Origin of the sequence: Nocardiopsis sinuspersici (assembly GCF_001998325.1) — a bacterium.
Lineage (GTDB): Bacteria > Actinomycetota > Actinomycetes > Streptosporangiales > Streptosporangiaceae > Nocardiopsis > Nocardiopsis sinuspersici.
This window is the reverse complement of sequence record NZ_MCOK01000001.1, coordinates 1,426,466-1,451,884: the sequence shown is the minus strand read 5'-3', so window position 1 is coordinate 1,451,884 and position 25,419 is coordinate 1,426,466. Positions and strand designations below refer to the sequence as shown.

Below are 25,419 nucleotides of genomic sequence, written 5' to 3'. Positions count from 1 at the left end.
GTGCACTGACCGCGTGGATGGGCCTTCGAGCGGGCCCGGTGGGAGCCGTCGGTGAAAGGACCGGAGGTGGGTGCGATGAGCGGCGTCAACTGGCCGCCGGAGACCGACCTGCTGCGCGCGGTGTTCGACAGTCTGGGCGCGGGGATGTTCGTCACCGACACCACGGGACGCATCACCGCCTGCAATCCCTACGCGCTGCAGATCCTCGGTTGGTCCAAGGAGCGGGTGGTGGGCTTCGACCTGCACGACCTGCTGCACCGCGACTCGGAGGGAGGCGAGGTCCCACGCGAGGAGTGCCGCGCCCTGACCGTGCTCGCGAGCGGCCGGTCGACCGAGGGGAGCAGCGAGTTCTACCTGCGGGGGGACGGCACGCTCATGCCCGTCATCTGGGCCGCCACCCCGCTCCAGCACGAAGGCGACGTGGACGGCGTGGTCCTCGTCTTCCACAACTTCAAGAAGCACCGCGACTCCGCCGAGCAGACCGCGGCCCACCTGGCCGCCCTGGAGGAGCTGACCGCCCGGCTGAGCATGGTGGCGGAGGTCTCCGGACTCCTCATCTCCACCCTGGACACCCCCGAGATGCTGGACAGGCTGGTCCGGCTGCTGGTGCCGGACATGGCCGACTGGGCGGTGATCGCCCTGCTCCCGGACGGGCGGACGGAGGAGATGCGACGCATCGCCGTGCACTCCCGCGGCGACCCCGGCGCCGCCGAGTCGTTGAAGGGCCCGCTGCCGCAACCACCGCACAACTCCCGTACGGCGCTGGCACACGCCCTGTACAGGGCCCAACCCACCCTGCTCGACGAGCGGGCCCTGGGACAGGAGCCGGACGAACCGCTCGCCCGGGCCCACCAGCAGCTGTTCGACCGGCTGGGCGGGCACTCCGCGGTGGTGGTGCCGCTGTACACCCGCAGGCAGGTCTTCGGCGCGCTGACCGTGGCCCGGACCGGTCGGCAGCCCGCCTACACCGATGCCGAGGTCCTCGTACTGAGCGACATCGGACGGCGCACCGGACTGGCGTTGGAGAGCGCCCGTCTCTTCGAACAGCAGCGCCATGTCGCCGAGACCATGCAGCGCCAACTCCTGACCCCCCTGCCCCAGGTCGACCACCTGCGGCTCGCCGCCCGCTACCAGCCCGCGCAGCAGGCCGCGGAGATCGGCGGGGACTGGTACGACGCCTTCGTCCTCGCGGACGGCGTCATGGCCCTGGTCATCGGCGACGTGGTCGGCCACGACCTCCAGGCCGCCGCGCACATGGCCGAGGTCCGCAACATGCTGCGCGCCCTGGCCTGGGACAGGCAGGGGCCTCCCAGCCTGATCATGCGGCGGCTGGACGAGGCCATGACCAACACCAGCGACGCCCCCATGGCCACCGCCGTCCTCGCACGTCTCGAAGGCCCCGAGGGCGGGCCCTGGGACCTGCACTGGGTCAACGCCGGGCACCCCCCGCCGCTGCTCGTCACCGCCGACGGCCACACCCGCTACCTGGAGGGCGGCCACGGCCCCCTTCTCGGTATGAGCGCCACACTGCACATGGGCCTGGACTGGCCCGACGCCGGCGAGGAGCTTCCCGCGCGGTCCACCCTGCTGCTGTACACCGACGGCCTCATCGAGAGCCGCGACCGGCCCATCGACACGGGCATGGCCGACCTGCGCCGCCACGCCGCGGCCCTGGCCCACCACGGCCTGGAGGACTTCCTCGACGAACTCCTCGTCCGCATCGACCCCGGCGGCGACGACGTCGCCCTGCTCGCCCTGCGCCTCCCGCCGGCGGGCGCGGGCGCCGCTGGCGACACGCGGCCGCCCCCGCCACAGCACGCGCACAGCCCCGCCGCCCCCGAGCGGGGGGCTCCCGGCTCACGCGCGGAGGACACCCCGGTCAGGGACACCTCCGAGGAGGAGTAGGCCCGGCGGCATCCGCCCTCCGGGGCACGCGGACACCGTCGGAGGGGGCGGACCACCCGGCCCGCCCCCTCCGACCGCGCGCAGCCGGACCGGGCCCGGCCACGCGGACGGCACCCCGGCCGGCGCTCCGACCCGCGCGAACGTCAGCGGATCGGCAGGCCGGTGATCCGACGGCCGATGATGAGCTTCTGGATCTCGCTGGCGCCCTCGAAGATCGTGAAGATCGTCGCGTCGCGGTGCCACCGCTCCACCGGGTACTCCCTCGTGTACCCGTTGCCCCCGAGGATGCGCACGGCGTTCTGGGTGACGAACGTGGCGGTCTCGCTGGCGTAGAGCTTGCTCATGGAGCCTTCGGCGTTGTCGAAGTCCTTGTCGTTGCGGGCCATCCACGCGGCGCGCCACACCAGCAGGCGGGCGGCGTCGATGCGGGTGGCCATCTCGGCCAGGGTGAAGGCCACGCCCTGGTTGTCCCCGATCGGGCGACCGAACTGCTCGCGCTGGACGGAGTAGTCCCGGGCGTACTCGTAGGCGGCGCGGGCGCAGCCGACCGCCATCGCCCCGACGCTCGGGCGTGAGGCCTCGAAGGTCTTCATCGCGGCCTGGCCCTTGGAGCGCTTGCCCTCGCGGACGCGGGCGAGGCGCTCGTCGAGCTTCTCCTTGCCGCCCAGCAGGCAGGACCCGGGGACCCGCACGTCGTCCAGGACGACCTCGGCGGTGTGCGAGGCGCGGATCCCGTGCTTGGCGAACTTCTGCCCCTGGCTGAGCCCGGGGGTGCCGGGCGGCACGATGAACGTGGCCTGTCCCCGGGAGCCGAACTCGGGCTCCACGGAGGCCACGACCACGTGGACGTCGGCGATTCCGCCGTTGGTGGCCCAGGTCTTGGTGCCGTTGAGCACCCACTCGTCCTTGGCCCCGTCGTAGACCGCGCGGGTGCGGATCGCCGAGACGTCGCTGCCCGCGTCGGGCTCGGAGGAGCAGAACGCGCCGAGCTTGACGTCGTCGGCGGTGCCGAACATCTGCGGCACCCACTCGAAGAGCTGTTCCTGGGTCCCGTTGGAGGCCACGGCCACGGCCGCCAGCCCGGTTCCGGTGATGGACAGGGCGATGCCCGGGTCGCCCCAGTACAGCTCCTCGAAGGCCACGGGGATACCGACGCCGCTGGGCTCCAGCCACTGGTTGGCGAAGAAGTCGAGGGAGTACAGGCCGATCTTGGCGGCCTCCCGGATGACCGGCCAGGGGGTCTCCTCCCTCTCGTCCCACTCGGCGGCGGCGGGGCGGATGACGTCGGCGGCGAACCCGTGGGCCCAGTCCCGGACATCGCGGACGTCCTCGCTCAGTTCCAGGCTGAAGGCGGGCGCGGCGGCCTCACTCATACGTTTACATCCCTTGTCGGTGTCGGGCCCTCCGGGGGGAGGGACGGCCAGCATCTGTTACCAACGGTAACACCTGGGCCTCCCCGCCACAACGCCGCGTTCGCGCACGGTCCGCACACGGACAGTGCGCACAGAGGAGGGCCGGAGTGCGCACACTCCGGCCCCTCGCGTTCCGGCCGGCTCAGTCGAGGGCGGAGTGCTTCTCCAGGAAGGTGTAGACGTCGTGCTCGTCCACGCCGGGGAAGGTGCCCGAGGGCAGCGCCGAGAGCACGTGCGAGTGCGCCCGGGCCGACGGCCACACGTTGCCCTCCCAGCGGGCGGCCAGGTCCGCGGGCGGACGCACACAGCACTCTCCGCCGGGGCAGTTCGACTTGGTGCGGTTGGTGGTCTCGCGGCCCCGGAACCAGCGCGACTCCTTGTAGGGCACGCCCAGGGTGATGGCGAAGTTGCGCTCGCGGCTGGGGTCCACGTGCGCCACGCACCAGTGGGTGCCGTTGGGCTTGTCCGTGTACTGGTAGTAGATCGAGTAGCGGTCCGGCGAGGCGAAGACCTGGCGCCCCGACCACTGGCGGCACATGCGCTGGCCCTCGATGGCCCCGGTCTCGTCGGTGGGAAAGACCAGGCCGTCGTTCTCGTAGGCCTTGTAGATGATGCCGGTCTCGTCGTTGCGGATGAAGTGGCAGACCAGGCCCAGGTGGCGGTGGGCCAGGTTGGTGAACCGGTGCGCGGCCATCTCGTAGGAGACCGAGTACACGTCGCGCAGGTCCTCCACCGACAGGTCGCGCGCCTGCTTGGCCTCCTGCAGGTAGCGCACCGCGGTGGACTCGGGGATCAGGACGGCGGCGGCGAAGTAGTTGGCCTCCACCCGCTGGCGCAGGAAGTCACCGAAGTCGAGCGGGTGGCCGTGGCCCAGCACCACGTGGCCCAGGGTCTGCAGGAGGATCGTGCGCGGGCTGTGCATGCCCAGCGTGGTCTCGCGCTTGAGGTAGATACGCCGGTTGACGTGGTCGGTGAGGGAGCGCACCGAGCGGGGCAGGTCCTGCACGTACTTGAGGGAGAACCCGTGGTGGGTGGCGATGGAGAGGATCTGTCCCTGGGACAGGGCGCCCGCGGTGTAGTTGACGGCGTTGAGGGTCTCGGCCGCCGCCTTCTCGATGTGCTCGAAGTAGTTGCCGCGCTCGCGCATCTGGCGGCGCAGGTCGGCGTTGGCCCGGCGGGCCTCCTCGGGGGTGGCCGTGGGCTTGGCGCTGCGCCGCTTGAGCTCGTCGTACAGGCCCACGATGTGTTCGAGCACGTCGTTGGGGACGCGCTTGCCCACCCTCAGGTGCGGCAGGTTCAGCTTCTGGTAGAGGGCGTCGCGCTGGGCCTCCTCCACGGAGATCTCCAGTTGCGCGCGCCGGCTCGGGGGCTGCTTGGACAGCAGTTCCTCCACCGAGACGCTCAGGGCCGAGGCCAGGGCCGTGAGCAGGGAGAGCTTGGGCTCACGCTTGCCGTTCTCCAGCAGGGAGAGCTGGGAGGGAGCCCTTCCCACACGTTCGCCCAGGTCAGAGAGGGTCAGGCCACGCGCACGCCGCAGATGGCGGAGTCGCTGGCCAAAGGTGACGAGATCTAGGTCACCTGTCAAAGACGGTATTTCTTCAGCACCAAAGTACGCCATGGCTTCATGGTACGGAAAGAATCGAAGATCTTCACCCGATTTCAGGTGGAAAAGTCTTGGTTCTTGCCCAAGAATCATAGTTACCGGCGGGGAACTTACCGCTCAGGGCTCACCCCCTGACTCTGGGCAGGACCTCCCTCGACCGGTGTGAACACCTTGGGGACTATACGTAAGGCGGGAACGAACATGGGCACCAGCGCTCGACGACAGGAAGCCAGCGCCGAACTCCAGCGCGACTGGGAGACCAACCCCCGGTGGGCTGGTATCGAGCGCACCTACTCCGCGGACGACGTGGTCAGGCTCCGCGGTTCGGTCACCGAGGAGCACACCCTGGCCCGTCGCGGCGCCGAGCGCCTGTGGGAGCTGCTCCACACCGAGGACTACGTCAACAGCCTCGGCGCCCTCACCGGCAACCAGGCGGTCCAGCAGGTCCGCGCCGGCCTGAAGGCCATCTACCTCTCCGGTTGGCAGGTCGCCGCCGACGCCAACCTCTCCGGCAACACCTACCCGGACCAGAGCCTGTACCCGGCCAACTCGGTCCCGTCCGTGGTCCGCCGCATCAACAACGCGCTCATGCGCGCCGACCAGATCACCTGGGCCGAGGGCGACGACAGCGCTCCCGACTGGTTCGCCCCGATCGTCGCGGACGCCGAGGCCGGGTTCGGCGGCGTCCTCAACGCCTACGAGCTGATGCGGGGCATGATCGCCGCGGGCGCGGCCGGTGTGCACTGGGAGGACCAGCTGGCCTCCGAGAAGAAGTGCGGCCACCTGGGCGGCAAGGTCCTCATCCCCACCAGCCAGCACGTCAAGACCCTGAGCGCCGCCCGCCTGGCCGCGGACGTCGCCGGTGTCCCGTCCCTGGTCATCGCGCGGACCGACGCCCAGGCCGCGACCCTGATCACCAGCGACGTGGACGAGCGCGACCAGCCCTACATCACGGGTGAGCGCACCGCTGAGGGCTTCTACCGCTTCCGCAACGGCGTCGACGCCTGCGTGGCCCGCGGCCTGGCCTACGCCCCGCACTCCGACCTGCTCTGGATGGAGACCGGGACCCCCGACCTGGACGTGGCCCGCGACTTCGCCGAGCGCATCAAGGCCGAGTACCCGGACCAGATGCTGGCCTACAACTGCTCGCCGTCCTTCAACTGGAAGCGCCACCTGGACGACGCGACCATCGCGAAGTTCCAGCGCGAGCTGGGCCACATGGGCTACAAGTTCCAGTTCATCACCCTGGCGGGCTTCCACTCGCTCAACCACTCGATGTTCGACCTGGCCAAGGGCTACGCCCAGAACGGCATGACGTCGTACGTCGAGCTGCAGGAGGCCGAGTTCGCGTCCGAGGCCGCCGGATACACCGCCACCCGCCACCAGCGCGAGGTCGGCACCGGCTACTTCGACGCCATCAGCACGACCATCTCCCCTGAGGGCAGCACCACCGCCCTCACCGGCTCCACCGAGGAAGACCAGTTCTCAGCGGCTCACTGACACTGGTCTTCGTTCCCAGGAGGCCGTTCCTCCCCGCTTTCGTGGCTGGGGCGGGGCGGGGCGGCCTCCACCCCCTAGCCGTCGGCCATGCGCGTTCCGTGTCACACGCGCATGGCCGGCGGCTTTTCACGTGCCGCAGGCCGGGGCCTGTTCGCGTGCCGGAGGCCGGGCCTAAGCTTGCGCTGCGCGGACCCGCGCACCCCCGAAGGACCGGAGGCATTCCCGTGAGACTCCCCGAACCCCTCCCCTCCACCCCGGCCGCGCTGCGCCGCGTGCTCGCCGTGGGCGCCCTGGCCGCGGCCATGGCCCTGGGCACCTCCGCGTGCGAGGAGGTCATGCCGGAGATGGAGACCGAACAGGGTGAGGACGGCGACGAGGGCGGCGACCAGGACCAGGGCGGCGACCAGGACGAGGGCGGCGACGAGGACCAGGACGAGGGCGGGGACGAGGACGACGGCTGAGCCCTGGGCTCCCCGGACCGCGCCGCCGCACCGACCGGCACGCCCGGGGCGGCGCGGGCCCCCGCGCCGAGAGGACCCTCCCCCGGCCGGGCACCGGGTGGGGGACGTGGCCCCACCAGGGGATCGTCACTCCCCGTGTGATCCTGGTAACGAAGGCGCGTCACGTCTAATGTGGTCCGCACGTGGGCCGCAGACGGACGACACCCGGCTCGCGCCGCCTCGAAGGACGTGTGCCTCTCCGGACGCGCACCGCGAGGCGGACCGCACCGCGGACCGGGGCCGGCCCATGGCACCCGTCCACGAACCGATGGAGTCAGCGATGAGGCTTGGGCACACCAGCCGGAAGACCGTGACCACCGTCCGCCGCGTGCTCGCGGGCGGCGCGATCGCCGCCGTCGCGGTGTTCGGCGCCGCGGCCTGCGAGGACGAGGGGGACAACGGCGACATCGAGGAGCCGGCCGTGGAGAACCCGGACATGGAGGGCGAGGAGGAGTAGGAGCGGCCTCCGCCGCGGCCCCGCACGGGCTCGGTGCGCCCGGGCGGCGTGGTTCCCGCCCCGGCGCACCGCCCCGGCGCAGGGCTCCCCCGGTCACGTACCGCCGGGCTCAGGACGTACATTGCATGGCGTGACCGACAAGATCCACTCCTCCCGCGCCGAGCAGCCCGCGGAACCGTCTCCCGCCCCCGCCGCCCCCACAGCCCCGGTCGACCGGCACCTGCTGCGCTGGGAGATCCTGTGCGTGCTCGCCCTGTCCCTGGGAGCCGCGGGGGTCTCGGCGGCCATCTCCTTCCTCGGCGTGCTCACCGAGCCCGAGTCCCTGGCCGAGCAGACCGCCAGCCTGGTACGCCCCCGCGCGGAGGAGGAGCGCCCCTGGCTGGACCTGTCCTGGCAGATGTTCGTCCTGGTCAACGCACTGGTCCCGGTCCTGCTGGTGGCCTACCTCATGCGCCGCTCGGGGGAGTCCTCGCACACGCTCGGCTTCGACGTGCGCCGTCCCGGCTTCGACCTGGGCAGCGGCGCCGCCCTCGCCGCGCTCATCGGCGCGGGCGGCCTGGCCGTGTACGTGGTGACCTGGCAGCTGGGACTGACGGTCGCCATCAGGCCCAGCACCCTGGCCGGCCACTGGTGGGACGTCCCCGTCCTGGTGCTCCAGGCCGTCAAGAACGGTGTCCTGGAGGAGGTGATCGTGGTCGGCTACCTGCTGCACCGGCTGGGGCAGCTGGGCTGGACACCGTGGAAGGCGGTGCTGGCCAGTTCGGTGCTGCGCGCCTCCTACCACCTCTACCAGGGCGTCGGGATGTTCTTCGGCAACCTGGTGATGGGCCTGGTCTTCGGCTGGTTCTACCTGCGCTACGGACGCGTGATGCCCCTGGTGGTGGCGCACACGGTCATCGACGTCGTGGCCTTCGTCGGCTCGGTGTACCTCATCGGCCGTCTGGACTGGCTTCCCGGGTGAGGCCGCGCGCGGCGAGGACGTCCTCCAGGTAGCGGGGGCGTCCCAGCAGCATGCCCACGGCCAGGTTGACCGCGACCAGGGACGCCACCAGGAGCAGCGGCGCGTGCCAGCCGCCGCTGCTCTCGTGCAGCAGCCCGAACAGGAAGGGCCCCGCGCCGCCCATGAGGTAGCCCAGGCTCTGGCTGGAGGCCGACAGCGCCGCCGTCCCGGCGCCGGTGCGGGTGCGCAGCGCGAAGGAGGTCAGGGCGAAGACGAAGGTGCCCATGCCGATGCCCACGAGCGTGGTCCAGACCCACACGCCCGACAGCGGGGCGATCCACAGCCCGGTCAGGCCCGCCGTGTAGGCGACGGCGAACACGGCGACGAAGGGGCGCTGGTCGCCCATACGGGTCAGCAGTGTGGGCAGCAGCAGGGACATGGGGATGCCCAGGACGGTCAGGTAGGACAGCGCCAGGCCCGCGGTCTGGGCGTCCATGCCCTGGTCGCGGAGCATCTGCGCGTACCAGCCGAACATGATGTAGGCGATCGAGGACTGGGTACCGAAGTAGAGCAGGGACTGCCAGCCCAGGCCGGTGGACAGCACCTGGCGAAAGCCCAGCGCGTGGGCGGGGTCGCCGCGTCCGGGCTCGTGGCGCAGCACCAGCAGCCACGGCACGGCGGCCACGACGCCGAAGAGGGCGTAGGCGCCCAGGGCCACGCGCCACTCACCGGTGGACTGCTCCAGGGGCACGGTGGCCGCGGCGGCGATGGTGGTGCCCAGGGCCAGGGCCGTGGTGTACACGGTGGTCATCAGGCCCACGCGCTCGGGGAAGTGCTGCTTGACCAGGGCGGGCAGGATGACGTTGCCGACCGCGCCCCCGGACAGCGCCACCGCGCTCAGGGCCAGGAACACCCACGGCTCGGGGGCCACGGCCCGGGCGGCGAGGCCGGCGGTGAGGGCGGTCAGCGCGCCGACGAGCAGGTGGTGCTCGCCGAGGCGGCGGGCCAGGAGGGGGGTGAGGCCGCCGAAGAGCGCGAAGCACAGTACGGGCAGGGTGGTGAGGACCCCGGCGCCGACCGCGGTCATGCCCAGCCCCGAGGTGACCTCGTCGAGCACGGGGCCGACGCTGGTGATGGCGGTGCGCAGGTTCAGCGCGGCCAGGGCGATCCCCGCGGCGATCAGCAACAGGACCACTCGCGGGGGGCGGACCGCCCTGCCTGCGGAGGAACCGCTCGACACGGGGGTGCTGGGCGCTGGTCCGACGCTCATGGAAGACGACTCGCAGAAATTCGTAGGATGACCCGATGTACTTCATGAGGATAACGCATTGCCGCTCGAAGCCAATTCCCGACCGTAACTGGTCTAAGCTCCGGGCTTAACCCTTCCGTACCTGTGCGCTGGCCCTGTCATCCGGCGACCCGCCCTAGGAGGTAAACGCGTGCCCCTCGCCTCGACACGCCGGACCGGTCTCGTCGACCAGGTCATCAGTCAGCTCAGAGCCCAGATCGACTCGGGGGAATGGGGCGTCGGCGACCGCATCCCCACCGAGTCGGAGCTCTCCGACCAGCTTGAGGTGGGACGCAACACCGTCCGCGAAGCCGTGCGCGCCCTCGCCCACGCGGGTCTGCTGGAGATCCGCCAGGGAGCGGGCACCTTCGTCCGCGCCTCCAGCGAACTCGGCGGCGCCCTGCGCCGCCGCCTGGAGCGCTCCCGCCTGAGGGAGAACCTGGAGGTGCGCCGCGCACTGGAGGTGGAGGCGGCCCGGCTGGCCGCGCTGCGCCACAGCGAGGAGGACATGGCCGACATCGACCGCGCCATGGCCCTGCGCGAGGCCGCCTGGCGCGAACGCGACATGGGCGCGTTCGTGGAGTCGGACTTCACCTTCCACCGGGCGGTCGTCAACGCCACCCACAACACACTGCTCATCGACCTGTACGACGACATCGCTCAGGTGGTGTACGCGAGCATCGCCCACACGGCCTACGAGCAGAGCGACGGGGCGACCGACCAGCCCTCCTCGTCCACCGAGGGCGTGGACCACTCGAAGCTGACCGAGGCGATCCGGGGCGCCGACGCGACCGGGGCCGCCCGCGAGGCGACCTGCTACATCGACGAACTGCTCTCGCTCACCGAGGACTGAGCGAACCGGCGTGTCCGGGAGCACGGCCGGCAGGGGTCGGCGCCCGGACGCCACGGGCCGCCGGCCTCCGTGCGGCGTTCAGTCGCCCCGGTAGGCGTCGCCCACGGCGGAACGCGGCGAGATCCTCGGCCGGCCCGCGGAGCGGCCCTCGACGCCGTGCGCGGACGCGTCACGCAGCGCCCCGAGCGTCCGCGAGCGCCCCGTCCCGCCGCGGCGGGAGCGGTCGCCCCCGCCCTCCCAGCCGGCGACCCTGGAGGGGTCCAGGCCGAGCAGGTCCAGGGTGCTCTCCCCCGCGTACACGGCGTCGATGATCTCCCGCTCCCGGGAGATGCTGTCCAGGGTCTCGGTGATGATGGAGCCCACCTGCCCCCGCGGCAGGCACACCACGCCGTCGTCGTCGGCGACGATCCAGTCGCCCCGGCGCACCGGCAGGGGCGCGGGGCCGCCCGCCGTCATGCTGATCTGGCGCCCGACCGATCCGCCCGCCTCGTGTCCGGCCTCGCGGACGGCGACCCCCGCGCCGAACACGGGGAGCTCGCAGCGGACGATGGCGGCGATGTCGCGCACGCAGCCGTCCAGGACGATCCCCCTGACCCCCCGGGTACTGGCGGCCACGGCGAGGAGCTCGTCGACGTAGCCGTACTCGGCCTCGCCCGCGACGTCGACCACGAGGGCGGATCCGGGAGGGGCCTGGGCCACCGCGACGTGGATGGCGAGGTTGTCCCCCGGTGTGCAGCGGACCGGGAAGGCGGTCGCCGCGAAGGCGGCCCCCGGCCAGACGGAGAACAGGTGCGTACCGAACGGTCGGCCGCCGCACCGTGCCAGCGACACCGTGCCCACAGCCGTCAACGTATCCGCAAGCGCCACGTCAGCCTCCCACTACACCCGCGCCCGGTGCGGCCGGCTCGGACCGGCCCCTTCCTATACTCACGGGTAACTTAAGCGTGACGCAAGCCATACGGGGCGGAAACACGTAAAAATGCTACCGCTGGTTACAGATTCGGACGAGGAGTACGGAAGGACCCGCCCCGAGCGGGACGGGAACACCCCGCCCCGGACCAGCGCGGCCGACCCCCGCCCAGCGCGGTCAGGCGGTCCACTCCACGGGGCGCTCCCCTCCCCGCCGTTCCTTGCGCACGGACAGGTGGTCCCAGCACTCCACGTAGCCCACCCCCGGCGCCGAGCGCACCGCCTCCAGCGCCTCCACCAGCTGGCAGCGGTCGGGCGCGGTGAGGACGCCGATGATGTCGTAGCGACCGAAACCGCTGGCCAGGAAGGAGATTCCGGACATGTTCGCCAGTGAGGCGCCCAGCGCCTCGGCGTCGCCCCGGCAGCGCACGCCGAAGCCCAGCCGCTCGTTGGCGCCCACCGCGGAGGGCTCCACCAGCGCGGTCACGTGCACCACACCGGAGTTGAGCAGCCGCACCACCCGGGAGCGCGCGGCGGCCTGCGACAGGCCCACCTGGCGGGCCAGGTCCGCGTAGGAGGCCCGCCCGTCCCTGAGCAGCTGGCGGACCAGGCGCCAGTCCAGGGCGTCCAGCTCGATGTCGTGCAGCTCCCGGACGCTGCTGTGGGCGTCCTTGAACACGGCGTTGGCACGGAAGACCTCCGCGCCGTCCACACCCGGCAGCGAGCGCAGTTCGGCCAGTTCCTTGGCCAGGGCGGCGTCGTCGGCCACCCGTACCTGCGCGACGGCGGGGAAGCGCCCGGCCGACTGCGCGGCGAAGGTCACGGCCTCGCGTTCACCCAGCGCGTCCAGCAGCGCCCCCACGGGCCCGCTGACGCGGAACGACACATGGCCGAGCACCTCCATTCCCACGACTCCGGCGTGCAGGACCCCGACGATCCTGATCGCTCCTGACTGCACGAGCTGGCGCACTCTCGCGCGCACCGCCGTCCTCGACAGGCCGACTCCGTCGGCCAGTGCCTGGAACGTCGCTCTGCCGTCCCCCTGCAGCGCACGCATGAGCGCGGCATCAACCGCATCGAGCACGATGGCTTGCCTTTCGTTCCCATGACGCCGTCCTTCCCCCGGACGACGCCCCCTCCTGCGGCCAGATCATCCCAGTTGCGGCGCCCGTTCACTACTGATCGCGAAAGAAATCGGCTGATTCACCCCTTTGACTGCTCCGAAAGCTTCGCCCAATGCCCCATCAACCACCTCAGCGCCACATAACAGACTTGTATAGAAGATCCATCATCACTGAGTAGTCGTCCCCACAACTCTCGCAAAGCGCCACACTGATCTGGCGGGCCCACCGACACCCCCAGGGAATCTCCCCATGCCCAGAGGCCACACGGGCGGCCCGCTCCACGCGTCCGAGCACACGCACGCCTCCGGCAGGGAACCGAACGACCCTTCCCAAGCGTGTACATAACAGGGGGTTTCGGACACTTCCGACCCCAGGCACCGCTCGGCGGGGACGACGGAGACAACGGGGCGGACAGCCCCGCGGCTGGAGAGGAACCACCGGTGGCAGCGGAGGACGATCAGCGGGACGGGGCGCCCGCGCGCCCCAGTACGGGACGGGCACTGCTGTGGACCGCGGCGTCGGTTCCCCTCCCGGGCCTGGCACACCTGCGGATGCGCCGCAGGGTCGCGGGCACGGTGATTCTGGGCCTGTACCTGTCCATGGTCCTGGGCCTGGCTGCGTGGGGCTGGTGGCTGGTCGCCAGCGAGACGGGGACCATGACCCTGGTGGCCACCATGGCCCTGCAGAGCCGGTGGCTGCTGAGTGCCATGGGCTTGGTGTTCGGTGTGGCGGTGCTGTGGCTGACGGTGATCGTGCACTCCTGGGTGATCACCAGGCCCGCCGGCGCCTCCCGGGGCTCGCGGGTACTCGGCGCCGCGATGGTCCTGCTGCTGTGCCTGACCGTGGCGACGCCCTCCGCACTGGCCCTGCACGGCGGCTACACCGCCTACCAGACGCTCAACAACGTGTTCCAGGCCGAGGAGGACCCCCTCCATCCGCCGCACGACGAGGCCGACCCGTGGAACGGCCAGGAGCGGGTCAACGTGCTGCTGCTCGGCTCGGACTCGGCGGACAACCGCTACGGCGTGCGCACCGACAGCATGATGATCGCCAGCATGGACACCAGCACCGGCGACACCGTGCTGGTGGGCCTGCCGCGCAACCTGGAGAACGCCCGGTTCCCCGAGGGCAGCGCCCTGGCCGAGCGCTACCCCGAGCCGTACGGCTTCGACATGATGCTCAACGAGCTCTACCAGGTGGTCGCCGAGGAGCCCGAGGCGCTGGCCTTCAGGCCGTCCGCGTCCGACCCCTCCGCCGACACCCTCAAGAAGGTGATCGCGCACAACGTCGGCCTGGAGATCGGCTACTACGCGATGGTCGACATGATGGGCTTTCGCGACCTGATCGACGCCATCGGCGGCGTGGAGGTGCTCATCGAGGAGCCGATCCCCTACGGCGTGCACGGCGGTGTGCTGGAGCCGGGCCTGCGCCGCCTCAACGGCCACGACGCCCTCTGGTACGGCAGGTCCCGGACCAACAGCGACGACTACGGCCGGATGGGCCGCCAGGGCTGCCTGCTCAAGTACGTCGCCGAGCAGGTCGAGCCGACGACCGTCCTGACCAGCTACCGCAAGCTGGCGGGCGCCACCGAGCGCACACTGAGCACCGACATCCCCCAGGCCAAGGTCCCCGCGTTCGTCGAGCTGGCCGACATGGTCACCGACAAGGGCGAGATGAGCACGCTCCAGCTTTCGCCGCCCCAGGTCAGCACCGCCGATCCTGACTGGGAGGAGGTCAGGAAGCTGGTCGACGAGGCCATCGCCGGGGAGGAGGCCGGGGACGGGGCCCCGACGGACGAGGCCTCCGGTTCCCCGTCCCCGGGCGCGTCCGACGAGCCGAGCGGGCCGGCCGGGGAGGAGACCGGGGACGACGGGCTCACCGAGTGGCAGGAGTACACCGGCCTGGACGAGGAGCGCCCCGACGAACCGGGCCGCCAGGTGGGCGAGGACCCCACCGCCCTGGAAGCCCTGTGCCCCTGATCCGGCGCTGACCCGGATCCCGGGCCCGGCTGCCCCGGAAACGCCGAAGCGAAACCCCCTCTGACCGGTGTCGGTCAGAGGGGTTCGCGCTGTTGCGGCCTCCCCACGGCCGTGTGACTCTGGCGCCGTGACCCCCGCCCAGATCTGGTCCCTCGTCGCGTTGGGCGCCTTCCACGGCCTGCACCCGAGCATGGGCTGGCTGCTGGCCGTGACCCGCGGCCTCCAGGAGGGCGGCCGGGCCGAGGTGCTGCGCTCACTGCCCGCCGTCGCCGTCGGCCACGCCGCCAGCGTCGGCGTCGCGGCCGTGGCCGTCACCGTCACCGGCTCGGCCACCGCCTCGGTGCTCTTCCCGGTCGCGGGCGGCACGTTGATCGTGTTCGTGGGGCTGGTGATGCTGCTGTCGCGGCGGCACTTCCACTGGCGCGAGGTGCGCCTGCCGCTGTGGCAGCTGACCGCGTGGTCGTTCCTGATGTCGTCGGCGCACGGCGCGGGTCTGATGCTGATGCCCGTGCTGGCGGGACGGCTCGCGCACACGCACTCCGACGGGCACTCCGACGGGCACGGGGCGCACGGCGCCGGGGGCCGGCCGGCGGAGGGGGTGGAGGAGGGCGCGACCGTGGGCACCGGCGGGGCCGGGGCGGCACCGGCGCCGGAGGAGGCCGCGGCGGCCGTGGAGACGTGGAGCCTGTGGGACGCGACGCTGGTCGGCCTGGCCGCCACCGGGGTGCACACGGTGGCGATGCTGGCCGCGGCGGGGGTCGCCGCCCTGATCGCCTACGACTTCCTGGGGGTGCACGCGCTGCGCTGGCGCGGGGTCACCATGGACCGGATCTGGGCGCTGACGCTGGTTCTCGGCGGCCTGTTCGTCCTGTGGTCGGTCCGTTAGGGAGCACTCTGTGACCGACACGGCAGTCGGCGCGTCCTGCCTGGTCACCGGCTTCGAGAACGGTGCCCGGCCCCCGATACGGAGAAGATGCCCGTATCGTCTGAAATCTGGTGAATTCCGTAGGAGTTGACCACTCTGAAGCCCGCGTCGGCAGCCGACAAGCGCGGCCCGGCACGAACGTGGAGGAGCGAGGGGCATGACACACAGAGCCGTACGGCCCGAGCGCCGGTGGTACAGGCTGGCCATCGCCGTGGCCGTCCTGGTCGTGCTGGGCGTCATCGCCGCCGTGGGCGTTCGCTGGCTGTCCCGCAACAGCGACGCCTTCCCCATGTCGACCCCCTGGGGCCCCGACTGCGCGGTGTGGACGGGCGAGGAGCAGGTCCGGCTGGACCGGGACCAGGCCCGGCGGGCCACCACCGCGGCCGCCGTCGCCGTACAGGGCGACGGCGCCCCGCTCGGGGCGCCCGACACCAGCGACATCCCCGATGCCGTGATGACCCTCCTGGAGGAGGGGCCCGAGGAGGACGCCGGACCCTCGCTGACCTGCCGGTCCACCAAGAACCCCGGGCTGGAGGTGCAGGAGGACCTGGAGCCCTCCGGCCTGACCGCGCGCGCCCAGCGCCTCAAGGACGGCCTGGACGAGCACTTCTCCGACCTGAGCCTCGGCGGCTACCATCCGGGCGGCTACGACACCGGGCACGGCGAGGACTCCGCGCACTACGAAGGCCGCGCCATCGACATCTTCTACCGGCCGGTCAACGAGGAGAACCGTCGTGAGGGCTGGGTGATGGCGCACTGGCTGATCGCCCACGCCCCGGACTACGAGATAGACGTGATCATCTTCGACGACAGGATCTGGAGCACCTACTACCCGTCGCTGGGATGGCGCGACTACGAGGCCGCCGACCCGGACAACGAGATCCTGAGGCACCTGGACCACGTACACGTGGACGTGCAGCGCGGCCTGGAGGCCTCGGCCGAGGGTTAGGCCGTGTCCCCGCCACGATCTGCGCGCGGTGGCCGCTCACGCGAGCGGAGCCGTCCCCAACAGGAGGGCCGTCCGCTCGTAGACGAGGCGGGCGAGCCCGTCGTCGCCCGCGAGGGCCGAGGGCGACCCGGGACGGGAGTCGCTGAAGGACCCGCCGTTGGGCTCGGGAGGCGTGTCCGCCACCGCCAGCGCCAACGGTGTCCGCGCACCCTCCCCGACGGTGCGGGACCAGGGGCGCGTCAGCGGGGCGGTCAGCCGCATGAGTCCCCCGGCGCTGCGGTTGACCGCCGTGCCCCGGACCATTCCGGGATCGGCGTTGTAGGCGCGCATGCCGGCGGGCGGGCGGCGCGCGAGTTCGCGGGTGGCCAGCAGGCTGAGGAGCTTGCTGGTGCCGTACACGTGAATCCGGGAGTAGAACCGGTGCCGCCACGAGGTGCCGGCCACGTCGGGGTCGGCCGGGTCGAGGCGGCCGCGGTGACGGCGGCGACCGGGCCGCCACCGCGGCCGCCGTCCCCGGACCGCGGCCCCTCACTCCTCCAGGCGGAACCCCACCTTGAGACCCACCTGGAAGTGCGCGACGTCGCCCTCCTCGATGTGCCCCCGGATCTCGGTGACCTGGAACCAGTCGAGTTCGCGCAGCGTGGCCGAGGCCCGGTCGATGCCGTTGCGGATGGCCTGGTCGATCCCCTGCGGCGAGGTGCCGACGATCTCCGTGACGCGGTAGGTGTTGTGGGACATGTGGGACCCCCTGCGTAGTCGTTTACACGGTCGCGCACGGCGCGACCCCCGATTCCTGCTCTCCCCGCAATCCCACACGGCCACACGGAAGCGCTCTCCGTCCACCCGCCCGGCGCCGTGTGAGCGGGGCCGGACGCTTTGCCGTGTGTCGACGGAGACCAGGGATATGCGTGGGATTACTTTGACCCAGGAAACGTGTGTTACCCCGCGGAACAGAGGGGCACATGTTATGGGCGAAATGTCAGATGAGTCCTGGACTGGGACCTAAGACCCTGCATCGGTGGGACCCTCCCGAGACAACGTTGTAACTGACTCTTGACGTACACCGGGGGGCATCGGTGTACATTGGTTTCTAGCGCTTCGGTCCCCCGTCGAAGCGCGGGTGCGATGTTTCGAGCCCCCGTCGAAACATCGCCTGCGACGCCGGGTGGTTTGCCCCCGTAGCCACCCGGCGTCGCCTTGTGTTCGGCCCAGGTCGCCTTTCCGGTCGACCTGCGGAGAACACCGGCTCGTGCCCGTGGCTTTACCATGGGGACCGTTTCTTCGACTGGGGGGTCAGCATTGGGTAAACCGGACGACCGGCCGCGCTGCTCACGGCGCGACTGCCGTGCCGAGGCGACGTGGGCGCTGGTGTGGAACAACCCCAAGCTGCACACTCCCGACCGGCGCAAGGTGTGGGTGGCCTGCGACGAGCACCGGGAGTACCTGTCCAACTTCCTGGGCATGCGCGGGTTCCTGCGCGAGACCACGCCCATGGACGAGTTCGAGGGCTGACCGGAGCCGCAGGAGCGCTCCCGGCCCGCGGAGCGGTGGCGGGGACGGCCGGAGACCGGGTCTTCCCTTCCTCCTCCGTCCCCGCCGACTCCTGTCGCCCCTACTCCACGGCTATCCGCCATGCCTCCACGCGCACCGCCCCGTGTCCGAGGTCGCCCGCACGGGAGAGCAGCTCCGGCCAGGCCCCGGACCACTCGGTCTCGGTGCCCGCCCGCTCCACGATGCGCAGGCCCACCAGGGCCACCGTCTCCCCCACGGCACCGTCCGTCCGGGCGGCGGTGTCGAAGACGTGGCGCACCACCTCCTCCAGCGTCTCCAGCGGCACGCGGTCCCCGCGGAAGCCGACCATGGACCGCACGAGCCTCTCCGTCCTCCACGTGAGGGCGGGCCGCCGGGCCATGAGACGGGCCGTGAGCAGGATCAGTCCCGCCAGCGACCGGGCGTGGGTCTCTCCCGCGGCCCCGATCCCGGCCCCGATCATCCGGCGGACGACGGCGTCCGCCTCGACGAGGTACTCGTCCCTGGAGGCCAGCAGGCCGAGCACGCTCCTTCGCTGTTCCTCCAGTACGCGGGCGCCGTCCCCGCCGACCGCCGTCGAACCGTGCAGAAGCCGGAGCACCCTCCTCACCCGCCGGTGGGCTGAGTCTCCCCGCTCCCGGTGGGACCGGCGCAGGGGTACCCCGTGCTCGGGGCCGGGGACGGCCGCCAGGAGCCGGCCCAGTATCCCTCTGATCCGGTCGGCGCCCTTCCCCGCGAGGACGAGCGCGCCGAGGGCCTGGATCGCCTGTTCGCCGTCCCGGTCCAGGTCGCACACGGCCTCGACCACCTCGTCGACGTCGTGGTCGGCCCAGGGCGCCCAGCGGCTCGTCCACCCCTGGAACCGCCAGTGGCCGCGTGACGGGGCGGGCAGCGAGGCCACCATCCGCGCGGCGGCCTTCCGCAGCGGCGGCGGGCAGGCCTGGGGCGGCACCCGCAACAGGGCGAACTGGACCTCCACCTCCGTGAACCCGTGGACGTGCCGGACCAGGGCGGGCAGTGCGGCCGGGTGGTCCAGGGCGCGCATGAGCGCGCCCGCCGCGGCCGCGCGCACGTCCCGGTGCTGCCCTCCACCGGCGTCCAGGACGCGGACCAGGCGCTCGATCCCGCCGGGCGGCCGGTGGTGCTCCAGCAGGCGGGCCGCCGCCTTGCGGACGGTGACCTTGGCCGGACCGTCCAGGGCGCGCGCCAGTGCCGGGCCCAGGCGGGAGGGCGCGACGGCCCTCGCGCACCGGGACATCGCGGGTCCGGCGGCCCGGGACCGAGGACCGTCGGCGTGCGCCAGGACCAGGTCCAGGGCGCGGCCCGGGTCGTCGCCGCGGCCGAGGGCGCTCACGGCGGCCTCGCGCAGGACGGTGTCGGGGCCGTCCAGGTAGGGGGCGATCCGGTCGGCCGTGCCGGGCAGGCTCCCCAGCTCGCACAGGGCGTCCTCGCGATCGTCGAGGGCGAGGGAGTGGTCGTCGGCGATCCCCGCCAGGTGGTCGACGACCCGGGCGCGCAGCGGCTCCGGCCAGTCCCGGGCCACACGGCGGTCGGTCCGGGGCACCCACGCCCGGCCGTCGGCGGACCGGTGCTCGGCGGCGTCGAGGGCGGCGCGGAGCGCGGACGGCGTGTGGTGGCGGGCGAGGACCTCCCACACCCGGGGGACGCGGGCGGCGGCCTGATCGGCGTCGAACAGCGCCAGTGCGTCGGCGCGGGCGTCCCGACCTGTCAGGTACAGCTTCGCCGCCTCTCCGGCGGTACCGGTCCCTGCGCTGTCGCTGGCTCTGGTGGTGCCGATGTCACTGGTGGTTTTGGCGTGGTGGAGGACGGCGGCCGCCAGGTGCTCCCTGATCTCGGGGACACCGTGGACCCGGCGGCCGAGTTCGCGTGCCAGGGCGACGACGGGAGAGAAGTCGCCCCGGGCGCGGGCCGCGTCGAGCACTGGGGCGAGCCTCCGGTGGAGTTCGCCCTCCGCGCCCCGGGGCAGTACCTGGTCCAGGGTCGGCTCCGAGTCGGAGGAGGCGGGTGTCCGGTGCGGCCCGCTCCACCACGGAGGGCGTGAGCGCGGACGGCCGCGCTCGCCCAGCCCCCGCGCGCCGAAGCGCGTGACCAGGCCGGTGTAGGCCTCCAGCGCCCACTCCACCGCGTCCGCGTCCTCGCGGGTGCGTGGATGGCGCAGCAGCCGGGCCGCCAGGTCGCGCAGGGACCGGCGGGTGCCCGCCGAGGTGTCGCGGGAGCGCAGGGTGTCGGTGAGCAGCCGGTGCAGCGCGGGAAGGGAGGCCTCGGCGAGCAGTGGCGGGGCGACGGAGGCCAGCGCGCACAGCAGGGAGCGGCGGACCGGGTCGCGTTCGGCCCGGGCGCGCTCGGCGCGCCCGGCGAGGACCCGGGCCAGCAGGCGGGGATCGCCGGTGCGTGCGGTGGCCTCCACCAGCCGGGCCAGGCCTCGCGCCCGGCGGTCGGTGTCCCCGGCCGCGGCGGCGTCGTCGAGCGGGCCGGCCGCCTCTCCGTAGGGCAGGTGGGCGATCGCGTCCAGGTCCTTGTGGGGGTCCGCGTAGCGGGCCCTGCGGCCCTGGAAGACGTTGATCTGCGCCAGGGCGCGGCGGGCCCCGGCCTCGGCCCGCTCCCGGGGCAGCAGTCCCAGGTAGGGCAGGAGCGCGAGTGTGCCGTATCCGCTCCGTTCCTGGACGAACCGGTCCAGGTAGGCGGTGCTCATCGGCTGGGGCATGGCCCGAAGGACGGACAGGGCCGACGGAGGGCTGTGGAGCATCTGCTGGAACAGCTCGCGGACGGAACGTCCGCCGCCGGGCAGGGCCGGGTAGCGGAAGGGGTACTGGTGGCGGTCTCCGTCCCGGTACGGGAGCCGCTGGGCGTGCGGGAGGAGGTGGAGCAGCCTCCGGCCACGGGGTTCGAGTTCCTCGACGAGTGCTCCGGTCCCGGCCGGCCGGACCGGGTCGAGTGCCTGGAGGGCGCGCCGCCAGGCGGGCAGCCGCACGGGCAGGCCCCCGTTCTCCGCGCCCAGTTCCCGGAGGTGGCCCAGCAGGACGTCGGGATGGCGGCGGGCCAGGCGGCGCCAGGAGCGCACGGCGTGCAGGAGGTCGGGCAGGTGGCGGACGACCTGTCCGGGTGAGCAGGCGGGCAGGAGCGCGGCGGCCTCGGCGTCGCCGTACTCCGCGCGGACGCGGGGCAGGAGGGTGTCGGCGGCGCCGGTGCGCCGCGCGTGGAACAGGGCGCGGTACAGGGCACGGCGCAGACCGGTGGGCGCGTCGTCCAGAGCGGGTGCGACGGCCTCGCCCGGGAGGTCGCGGACCGCGCGCAGGGCGGCCCGGCGAAGTTCGTGGTCGGGTCCGGCGAGGTGGCGGGCCAGGGTGCCGGTGTCGCGCGCGACCGTGGCCATGTGCACGGCGAGGCGGCCGTGGCCGGAGGTTTCGAGCTGCCGGAGGATCCCGGCGAGATGGGATGTGCCGGCGTGGTCGCGGGCGTAGAGCGCGAGGACGCGCATGCGCCGGGAGACGGCGCCGTCCTCGAGGGAGTGCAGGAGCCGGGTGGCCGACCCGTACGTCGGCGCGGTGGGGCTCAACGGCCCGGGCGGGTTCCGCCCTTCCTGATCGTCATGGCGGACATCATGGACCACCGGACCGCTGCTCGGCAAGCGGCGGCCCGTTTCAGCCGGCCGGGGGCTCCAGCAGGCGGCGGGCGCGGTCGAGGTCCTCGGGGGTGTCGCAGTCGGCCACGGCCAGGTCGTCGGCCGGCGGCACCGCGCGGGGCCGGAGGGGGCCGAGCAGGCGGTACAGGGACCGGCCCCGGTAGTCGGCGAGGGCGGCGCGGACGGCGTCGGCGCGCCATACCCCTGTGAGCCACTGCTCGTGTCCGGTGGAGTCCACGAACACCGCTCCCGCGTCGTCCTCGCTCAGGGCGGCGGTGAGGGCGGCCAGGTGGCCGGTGTCCAGGTGGGGCAGGTCGGCGGCGAGCAGCGCGAACCAGGGAGTGCGCACGTGCGCCAGGCCGGCGCGCAGGGCGGGCACCGGGCCCGAGCCGGGCGGGTCCTCGCGGACGTAGAGCGCGCGGGGGCTCTCCCGGGTCGGTCCGACCACGATCGTCCGGCCCCCGCCGGCGTCCTCCCCGGCCTCCCCGCGGCTGCCCGCGGTGTCCCGCGCGTCCTCGGGCGTCGCGCCGACGGCCGCCGTGCCGGAGGGAGCCACGGTTCCCGCGCCGTGGACGCGGACCGCGTCGGCGTTGTGGGCGCGGACCACGTCGGTGACCCGCTCCAGCAGTGTCCGTCCGGCCACGTCCAGCCCCGGTTTGTCGACGCCGCCCATGCGGCGGCCCGCTCCCCCCGCCAGCACGACCGCGTCCAGGGGGGCGCCCACCTCGCGGACCATGTCACTCATCCCTCCGCCTCGGCCAGTCCGTCGACCACGTCGTCCAGGACGAACCCGCGGTCCTCCATCGGCATCAGCCGCAGTTCCTTGAGCGCGGGCACGGTGTCCACGCTGGTGCCCTGCGACCCCTGGACCGTGCACACCCGCATGCAGTGCTGGGTGGGCTCCCGCCAGAAGTCGCGTTCGTCGATGGGCGCGATGCGGTACACCGTGGCCGGGTACTGGACCGGTCGGCTCGGCGAGTACCACTGCTGGGTGCGCGCCAGAACGAACCCCGTCAGGAGCGAGTCGAACACCCCGCCGGAGGCGAGGTCCCTCAGGGCCTCGCGGTCGCCCTCACGCTGGCACTCCTCGCAGCCGTCCAGCTCGGCCCGCAGCAGCCATCGGGCCCGTGCGTGGCTCACTTCGGAGTTCTTGAGCTTGCTCGGGTGTCGGTGTCCCATGGGAAGAAGGTTACGCAGGCCGGCGAAGACCTCCGCCGGCCCGACGTGTCAGCCCTTGACGCACACCACCTGGCGCAGGCGGGCGACCACCTCGACCAGGTCGGTCTGGGCCTCGATCACCGACTCCAGGTCCTTGTAGGCGGCCGGGATCTCGTCCACCACACCCGCGTCCTTGCGGCACTCCACTCCCCTGGTCTGCTCGGCCAGGTCGGCCGCGCTGAAGGTCTTGCGGGCCTTGTTCCGGCTCATCCTGCGCCCCGCCCCGTGCGAGGCGGAGTTGAAGGAGGCGGGGTTGCCCAGCCCGCGCACGATGTAGGTCCCGGTCGCCATGCTGCCCGGGATGATCCCGAGCTCGCCCTCCCCGGCGCGGATGGCGCCCTTGCGGGTGACGAGCACGTCCACGCCGTCGTAGGACTCCTCGGACACGTAGTTGTGGTGGCAGGAGATCCACTGCTCGAAGCGGGCTCCCGGGACCTGCTCGGCCACGGCGCGGCAGGCCAGGCCCATCATCACGTCCCGGTTGCGCCGCGCGTACTCCTGGGCCCAGAACAGGTCGCGGCGGTAGGCCTCCATCTCCGGTGTGCCGCCGACGAACACCGACAGGTCCCGGTCGGGCAGGTCCTGATTGTGCGGCAGCTTCCGGGCGCGCTCGATGTGGTGCTCGGCCAGTTCCTTGCCGATGTTGCGCGACCCGGAGTGCAGCACCAGCCACACGGCTTCGTCGTCGTCCAGGCACACCTCCAGGAAGTGGTTGCCGCCGCCGAGGGTGCCCATCTGGTGCCGGGCCCTGGTTCGGCGGGAGTGGACGGCGTCGGCGAGGCGGTCGAACCCGGACCAGAACGCGTCCCAGTCCGTGCTGCGCAGGGCGGGAACGGTGGCGGGGTCGACCGGCTCGTCGTGGGCGTGGAAGCCGACCGGGACCACGGCCTCCAGGGCGGAGCGCAGCCGCCCCAGGTCGTCGGGCAGGCGCTCGGCGGTCAGGTCGGTGCGCACGGCGGTCATCCCGCAGCCGATGTCGACCCCGACGGCGGCGGGGCTGACGGCGTCGCGCATGGCGATGACCGAGCCGACCGTCGCCCCCTTGCCGTAGTGCACGTCCGGCATGACGGCCAGGCCGTGCACCCACGGCACGCGGGTGACGTTGCGCAGCTGTTCCATCGCCGCGGCCTCGACCTCGGCGGGCGCGACCCACATGCGGATCGGAACGCGTTCCCCGGCAACCTCGGTGTAGGGCATGTCAGGCCACCTCCCTTTCCGGACCGGGCCCGTGTGTCGTTCGCGGGAGCACGTACGGGTGCCCCGGGGCGTCCGGCCCCCGAGACGTCAAGCCAGAGCGGAGCGGGGCGTGCAACGTGTTTCCGTGGATACCCGGGATCGCGGGAACGCACCCGTCGCGTGGAACGGGCGACGGGAGGGTGCGGGAGGGTGCGGGGGTCGGTGCGGGGTCAGCCGCCGATCGCCGACATGGGCCGGGACGGCTGTAGGAAACTGGGGTCGTTGATGCCGTGCCCGGGCAGCTTGGTGGCCACGGCGGCGGTCCAGCTCCGGGCGATCTCCTCGTCGGTGGCGCCGCCCCGCAGCAGGGCGCGCAGGTCGGACTCCTCCCGGGCGAACAGGCAGTTGCGCACCTGCCCGTCGGCGGTGAGGCGGACCCGGTCACAGGCCCCGCAGAAGGGGCGGGTGACCGAGCCGATGACGCCGACCGTCGCCTGCTCCCCGTTGGGGAAGCGGGCTCCGCGCACGTGGAAGAGCTCGGCGGGCGCGCTGCCGCGCGTCTCGCTGTCGGCGGCGTCCAGGGTGAACTCGGCCTCGAGGGAGGCGAGGATCTCCTCGGCGGTGATCATGGTGTCGCGCCGCCAGCCGTGCTGGGCGTCCAGCGGCATCTGCTCGATGAAGCGCAGCTCGTAGCCCCGCTCGACGCAAAAGCGCAGGAGGTCGGCCGCCTCGGCGTCGTTGACGCCGCGCATCAGGACGGTGTTGACCTTGACGGGGGTGAGTCCGGCGTCGGCCGCACCCGCCATACCGTCGAGGACGTCGTCGAGTCGGCGGCGCCGCGCCAGGGTCTCGAACACATCCGGTCGGAGGGTGTCGAGGGAGACGTTGACGCGGTCGAGTCCGGCCTCGGCCAGGGCGGGGGCCATGCGGGCCAGACCGATGCCGTTGGTGGTCAGGGCGGTCTGGGGTCGGGGCCGCAGCTCGGTCGTCCCGGCGATGAGGCCGGGCAGTCCGCGGCGGAGCAGGGGTTCACCTCCGGTGAAGCGCACCTCGGTGATGCCGAGGCGGGTCACACCGATGCGGACCAGGCGGAGGAGTTCGTCGTCGGTGAGCAGTTCCGGCTTGGGCAGCCACTCCAGCCCTTCCGGCGGCATGCAGTAGGTACACCTGAGGTTGCAGCGGTCGGTGAGCGAGACCCGCAGGTCAGTCGCCACTCGCCCATAGGAGTCGGCCAGCACGGGCGTCACCCTCTCCAGTCCGAGTTGCCGAGCGGTCGTGCACAGAGGCACCTGCCCGGGAGATACCCATAGATAAGCGTAGAAGATCCCCTTTTAACGATGTGTATTTATGGACACACCATATGCCGCAATTCGTTGCTCAACACGAAAAATTTTCGGCATTCGAGGCGGCCGCGTACGCACACGGGCGTGATCGTTACCTCTCCGATGCACGGGGGTCCCTCAGCGCCGCCCCGATCGCGCCGGTCTTGTACGAAGGTCCAACACCGG

At 72.4% G+C, this 25,419-nt stretch carries 22 protein-coding genes; 10 read left to right on the top strand and 12 right to left on the bottom strand.

What is annotated here, in order from left to right; genetic code table 11:
- Window positions 1-75 precede the first annotated feature (75 nt).
- Window positions 76-1,905, top strand: coding sequence for a SpoIIE family protein phosphatase (locus NOSIN_RS06085; protein WP_077689801.1), 1,830 nt, complete (start codon window positions 76-78; stop codon window positions 1,903-1,905).
- Between the two features lie 143 nt (window positions 1,906-2,048).
- Here the strand turns inward: NOSIN_RS06085 and NOSIN_RS06080 are convergent, their stop codons facing one another.
- Both NOSIN_RS06080 and NOSIN_RS06075 read right to left on the bottom strand, forming a co-directional pair.
- The gene (locus NOSIN_RS06080) at window positions 2,049-3,278 is read right to left on the bottom strand and encodes an acyl-CoA dehydrogenase family protein (protein WP_077689800.1); all 1,230 of its coding nucleotides are present in this window, start codon (window positions 3,276-3,278) and stop codon (window positions 2,049-2,051) included.
- 181 nt (window positions 3,279-3,459) lie between these two features.
- Window positions 3,460-4,902 (bottom strand): XRE family transcriptional regulator, encoded by a 1,443-nt coding sequence (locus NOSIN_RS06075; RefSeq protein ID WP_077689799.1) that lies wholly within the window; start codon window positions 4,900-4,902, stop codon window positions 3,460-3,462.
- A 219-nt stretch (window positions 4,903-5,121) separates the two neighbouring features.
- Here NOSIN_RS06075 and aceA point away from each other — a divergent pair, with 219 nt between their 5' ends.
- From aceA to NOSIN_RS06060, 4 genes are all read left to right on the top strand, one after another.
- Window positions 5,122-6,420 (top strand): isocitrate lyase, encoded by a 1,299-nt coding sequence (aceA, locus tag NOSIN_RS06070; protein WP_077689798.1) that lies wholly within the window; start codon window positions 5,122-5,124, stop codon window positions 6,418-6,420.
- Window positions 6,421-6,644: 224 nt separating this feature from the next.
- The gene (locus tag NOSIN_RS27140) at window positions 6,645-6,881 is read left to right on the top strand and encodes a DNA primase (protein ID WP_077689797.1); all 237 of its coding nucleotides are present in this window, start codon (window positions 6,645-6,647) and stop codon (window positions 6,879-6,881) included.
- Window positions 6,882-7,200: 319 nt separating this feature from the next.
- A complete protein-coding gene (locus NOSIN_RS27135) occupies window positions 7,201-7,377 on the top strand; it encodes a hypothetical protein (protein WP_170293679.1) in 177 nt (58 codons plus the stop codon).
- 130 nt (window positions 7,378-7,507) lie between these two features.
- Window positions 7,508-8,338, top strand: coding sequence for a CPBP family intramembrane glutamic endopeptidase (locus NOSIN_RS06060; protein ID WP_077689796.1), 831 nt, complete (start codon window positions 7,508-7,510; stop codon window positions 8,336-8,338).
- Here NOSIN_RS06060 and NOSIN_RS06055 read toward each other — a convergent pair.
- Window positions 8,307-9,587 (bottom strand): CynX/NimT family MFS transporter, encoded by a 1,281-nt coding sequence (locus tag NOSIN_RS06055; protein WP_171986560.1) that lies wholly within the window; start codon window positions 9,585-9,587, stop codon window positions 8,307-8,309. The genes NOSIN_RS06060 and NOSIN_RS06055 overlap by 32 nt on opposite strands.
- A 169-nt stretch (window positions 9,588-9,756) precedes the next feature.
- Here NOSIN_RS06055 and NOSIN_RS06050 point away from each other — a divergent pair, with 169 nt between their 5' ends.
- On the top strand, window positions 9,757-10,458 hold the full coding sequence (locus NOSIN_RS06050; RefSeq protein WP_077689794.1) for a FadR/GntR family transcriptional regulator: 702 nt from the start codon (window positions 9,757-9,759) through the stop codon (window positions 10,456-10,458).
- Between the two features lie 78 nt (window positions 10,459-10,536).
- Here the strand turns inward: NOSIN_RS06050 and NOSIN_RS06045 are convergent, their stop codons facing one another.
- Together NOSIN_RS06045 and NOSIN_RS06040 are read right to left on the bottom strand one after the other, a co-directional pair.
- Entirely contained in the window at window positions 10,537-11,298 is a 762-nt protein-coding gene (locus NOSIN_RS06045; RefSeq protein ID WP_077689793.1) for an RraA family protein, read from the bottom strand.
- A 247-nt stretch (window positions 11,299-11,545) separates the two neighbouring features.
- Window positions 11,546-12,451: an Lrp/AsnC family transcriptional regulator gene (locus NOSIN_RS06040; RefSeq protein ID WP_077689792.1), complete on the bottom strand. Its 906-nt coding sequence runs from the start codon at window positions 12,449-12,451 to the stop codon at window positions 11,546-11,548.
- 480 nt (window positions 12,452-12,931) lie between these two features.
- Between NOSIN_RS06040 and NOSIN_RS06035 the strand changes: the two genes are divergently transcribed.
- The 3 genes from NOSIN_RS06035 (at window position 12,932) to NOSIN_RS06025 (ending at window position 16,344) form a co-directional block, all read left to right on the top strand.
- The gene (locus tag NOSIN_RS06035; protein WP_077689791.1) at window positions 12,932-14,470 is read left to right on the top strand and encodes an LCP family protein; all 1,539 of its coding nucleotides are present in this window, start codon (window positions 12,932-12,934) and stop codon (window positions 14,468-14,470) included.
- Between the two features lie 127 nt (window positions 14,471-14,597).
- Window positions 14,598-15,356 carry a cell wall anchor protein gene (locus tag NOSIN_RS06030; protein WP_077689790.1) on the top strand — a complete coding sequence of 253 codons (759 nt, stop codon included), beginning with the start codon at window positions 14,598-14,600 and terminating at the stop codon, window positions 15,354-15,356.
- Between the two features lie 196 nt (window positions 15,357-15,552).
- Window positions 15,553-16,344 (top strand): hypothetical protein, encoded by a 792-nt coding sequence (locus NOSIN_RS06025; RefSeq protein WP_077689789.1) that lies wholly within the window; start codon window positions 15,553-15,555, stop codon window positions 16,342-16,344.
- A 36-nt stretch (window positions 16,345-16,380) separates the two neighbouring features.
- Here the strand turns inward: NOSIN_RS06025 and NOSIN_RS06020 are convergent, their stop codons facing one another.
- Both NOSIN_RS06020 and NOSIN_RS06015 read right to left on the bottom strand, forming a co-directional pair.
- Window positions 16,381-16,788: a Rossmann-fold NAD(P)-binding domain-containing protein gene (locus NOSIN_RS06020; protein WP_077689788.1), complete on the bottom strand. Its 408-nt coding sequence runs from the start codon at window positions 16,786-16,788 to the stop codon at window positions 16,381-16,383.
- Between the two features lie 84 nt (window positions 16,789-16,872).
- Complete coding sequence (locus NOSIN_RS06015) at window positions 16,873-17,082, bottom strand: dodecin (RefSeq protein WP_077689787.1); 210 nt, start codon at window positions 17,080-17,082, stop codon at window positions 16,873-16,875.
- A 561-nt stretch (window positions 17,083-17,643) separates the two neighbouring features.
- On the opposite strand from NOSIN_RS06015, the gene NOSIN_RS06010 reads away from it, so the two are divergent.
- Window positions 17,644-17,856 (top strand): hypothetical protein, encoded by a 213-nt coding sequence (locus NOSIN_RS06010; RefSeq protein WP_077689786.1) that lies wholly within the window; start codon window positions 17,644-17,646, stop codon window positions 17,854-17,856.
- Window positions 17,857-17,956: 100 nt separating this feature from the next.
- Here NOSIN_RS06010 and NOSIN_RS06005 read toward each other — a convergent pair whose 3' ends face one another.
- From NOSIN_RS06005 to moaA, 5 genes are all read right to left on the bottom strand, one after another.
- Entirely contained in the window at window positions 17,957-21,451 is a 3,495-nt protein-coding gene (locus NOSIN_RS06005) for a hypothetical protein (protein WP_077689785.1), read from the bottom strand.
- Between the two features lie 85 nt (window positions 21,452-21,536).
- Window positions 21,537-22,241 carry a molybdenum cofactor guanylyltransferase gene (mobA, locus tag NOSIN_RS06000; RefSeq protein ID WP_143833023.1) on the bottom strand — a complete coding sequence of 235 codons (705 nt, stop codon included), beginning with the start codon at window positions 22,239-22,241 and terminating at the stop codon, window positions 21,537-21,539.
- Between the two features lie 17 nt (window positions 22,242-22,258).
- The gene (locus NOSIN_RS05995) at window positions 22,259-22,696 is read right to left on the bottom strand and encodes a hypothetical protein (protein ID WP_077689783.1); all 438 of its coding nucleotides are present in this window, start codon (window positions 22,694-22,696) and stop codon (window positions 22,259-22,261) included.
- Between the two features lie 48 nt (window positions 22,697-22,744).
- The gene (locus NOSIN_RS05990; RefSeq protein ID WP_077689782.1) at window positions 22,745-23,932 is read right to left on the bottom strand and encodes an RtcB family protein; all 1,188 of its coding nucleotides are present in this window, start codon (window positions 23,930-23,932) and stop codon (window positions 22,745-22,747) included.
- A gap of 209 nt (window positions 23,933-24,141) precedes the next feature.
- Complete coding sequence (gene moaA / locus NOSIN_RS05985; RefSeq protein WP_077689781.1) at window positions 24,142-25,149, bottom strand: GTP 3',8-cyclase MoaA; 1,008 nt, start codon at window positions 25,147-25,149, stop codon at window positions 24,142-24,144.
- Window positions 25,150-25,419 lie beyond the last annotated feature (270 nt).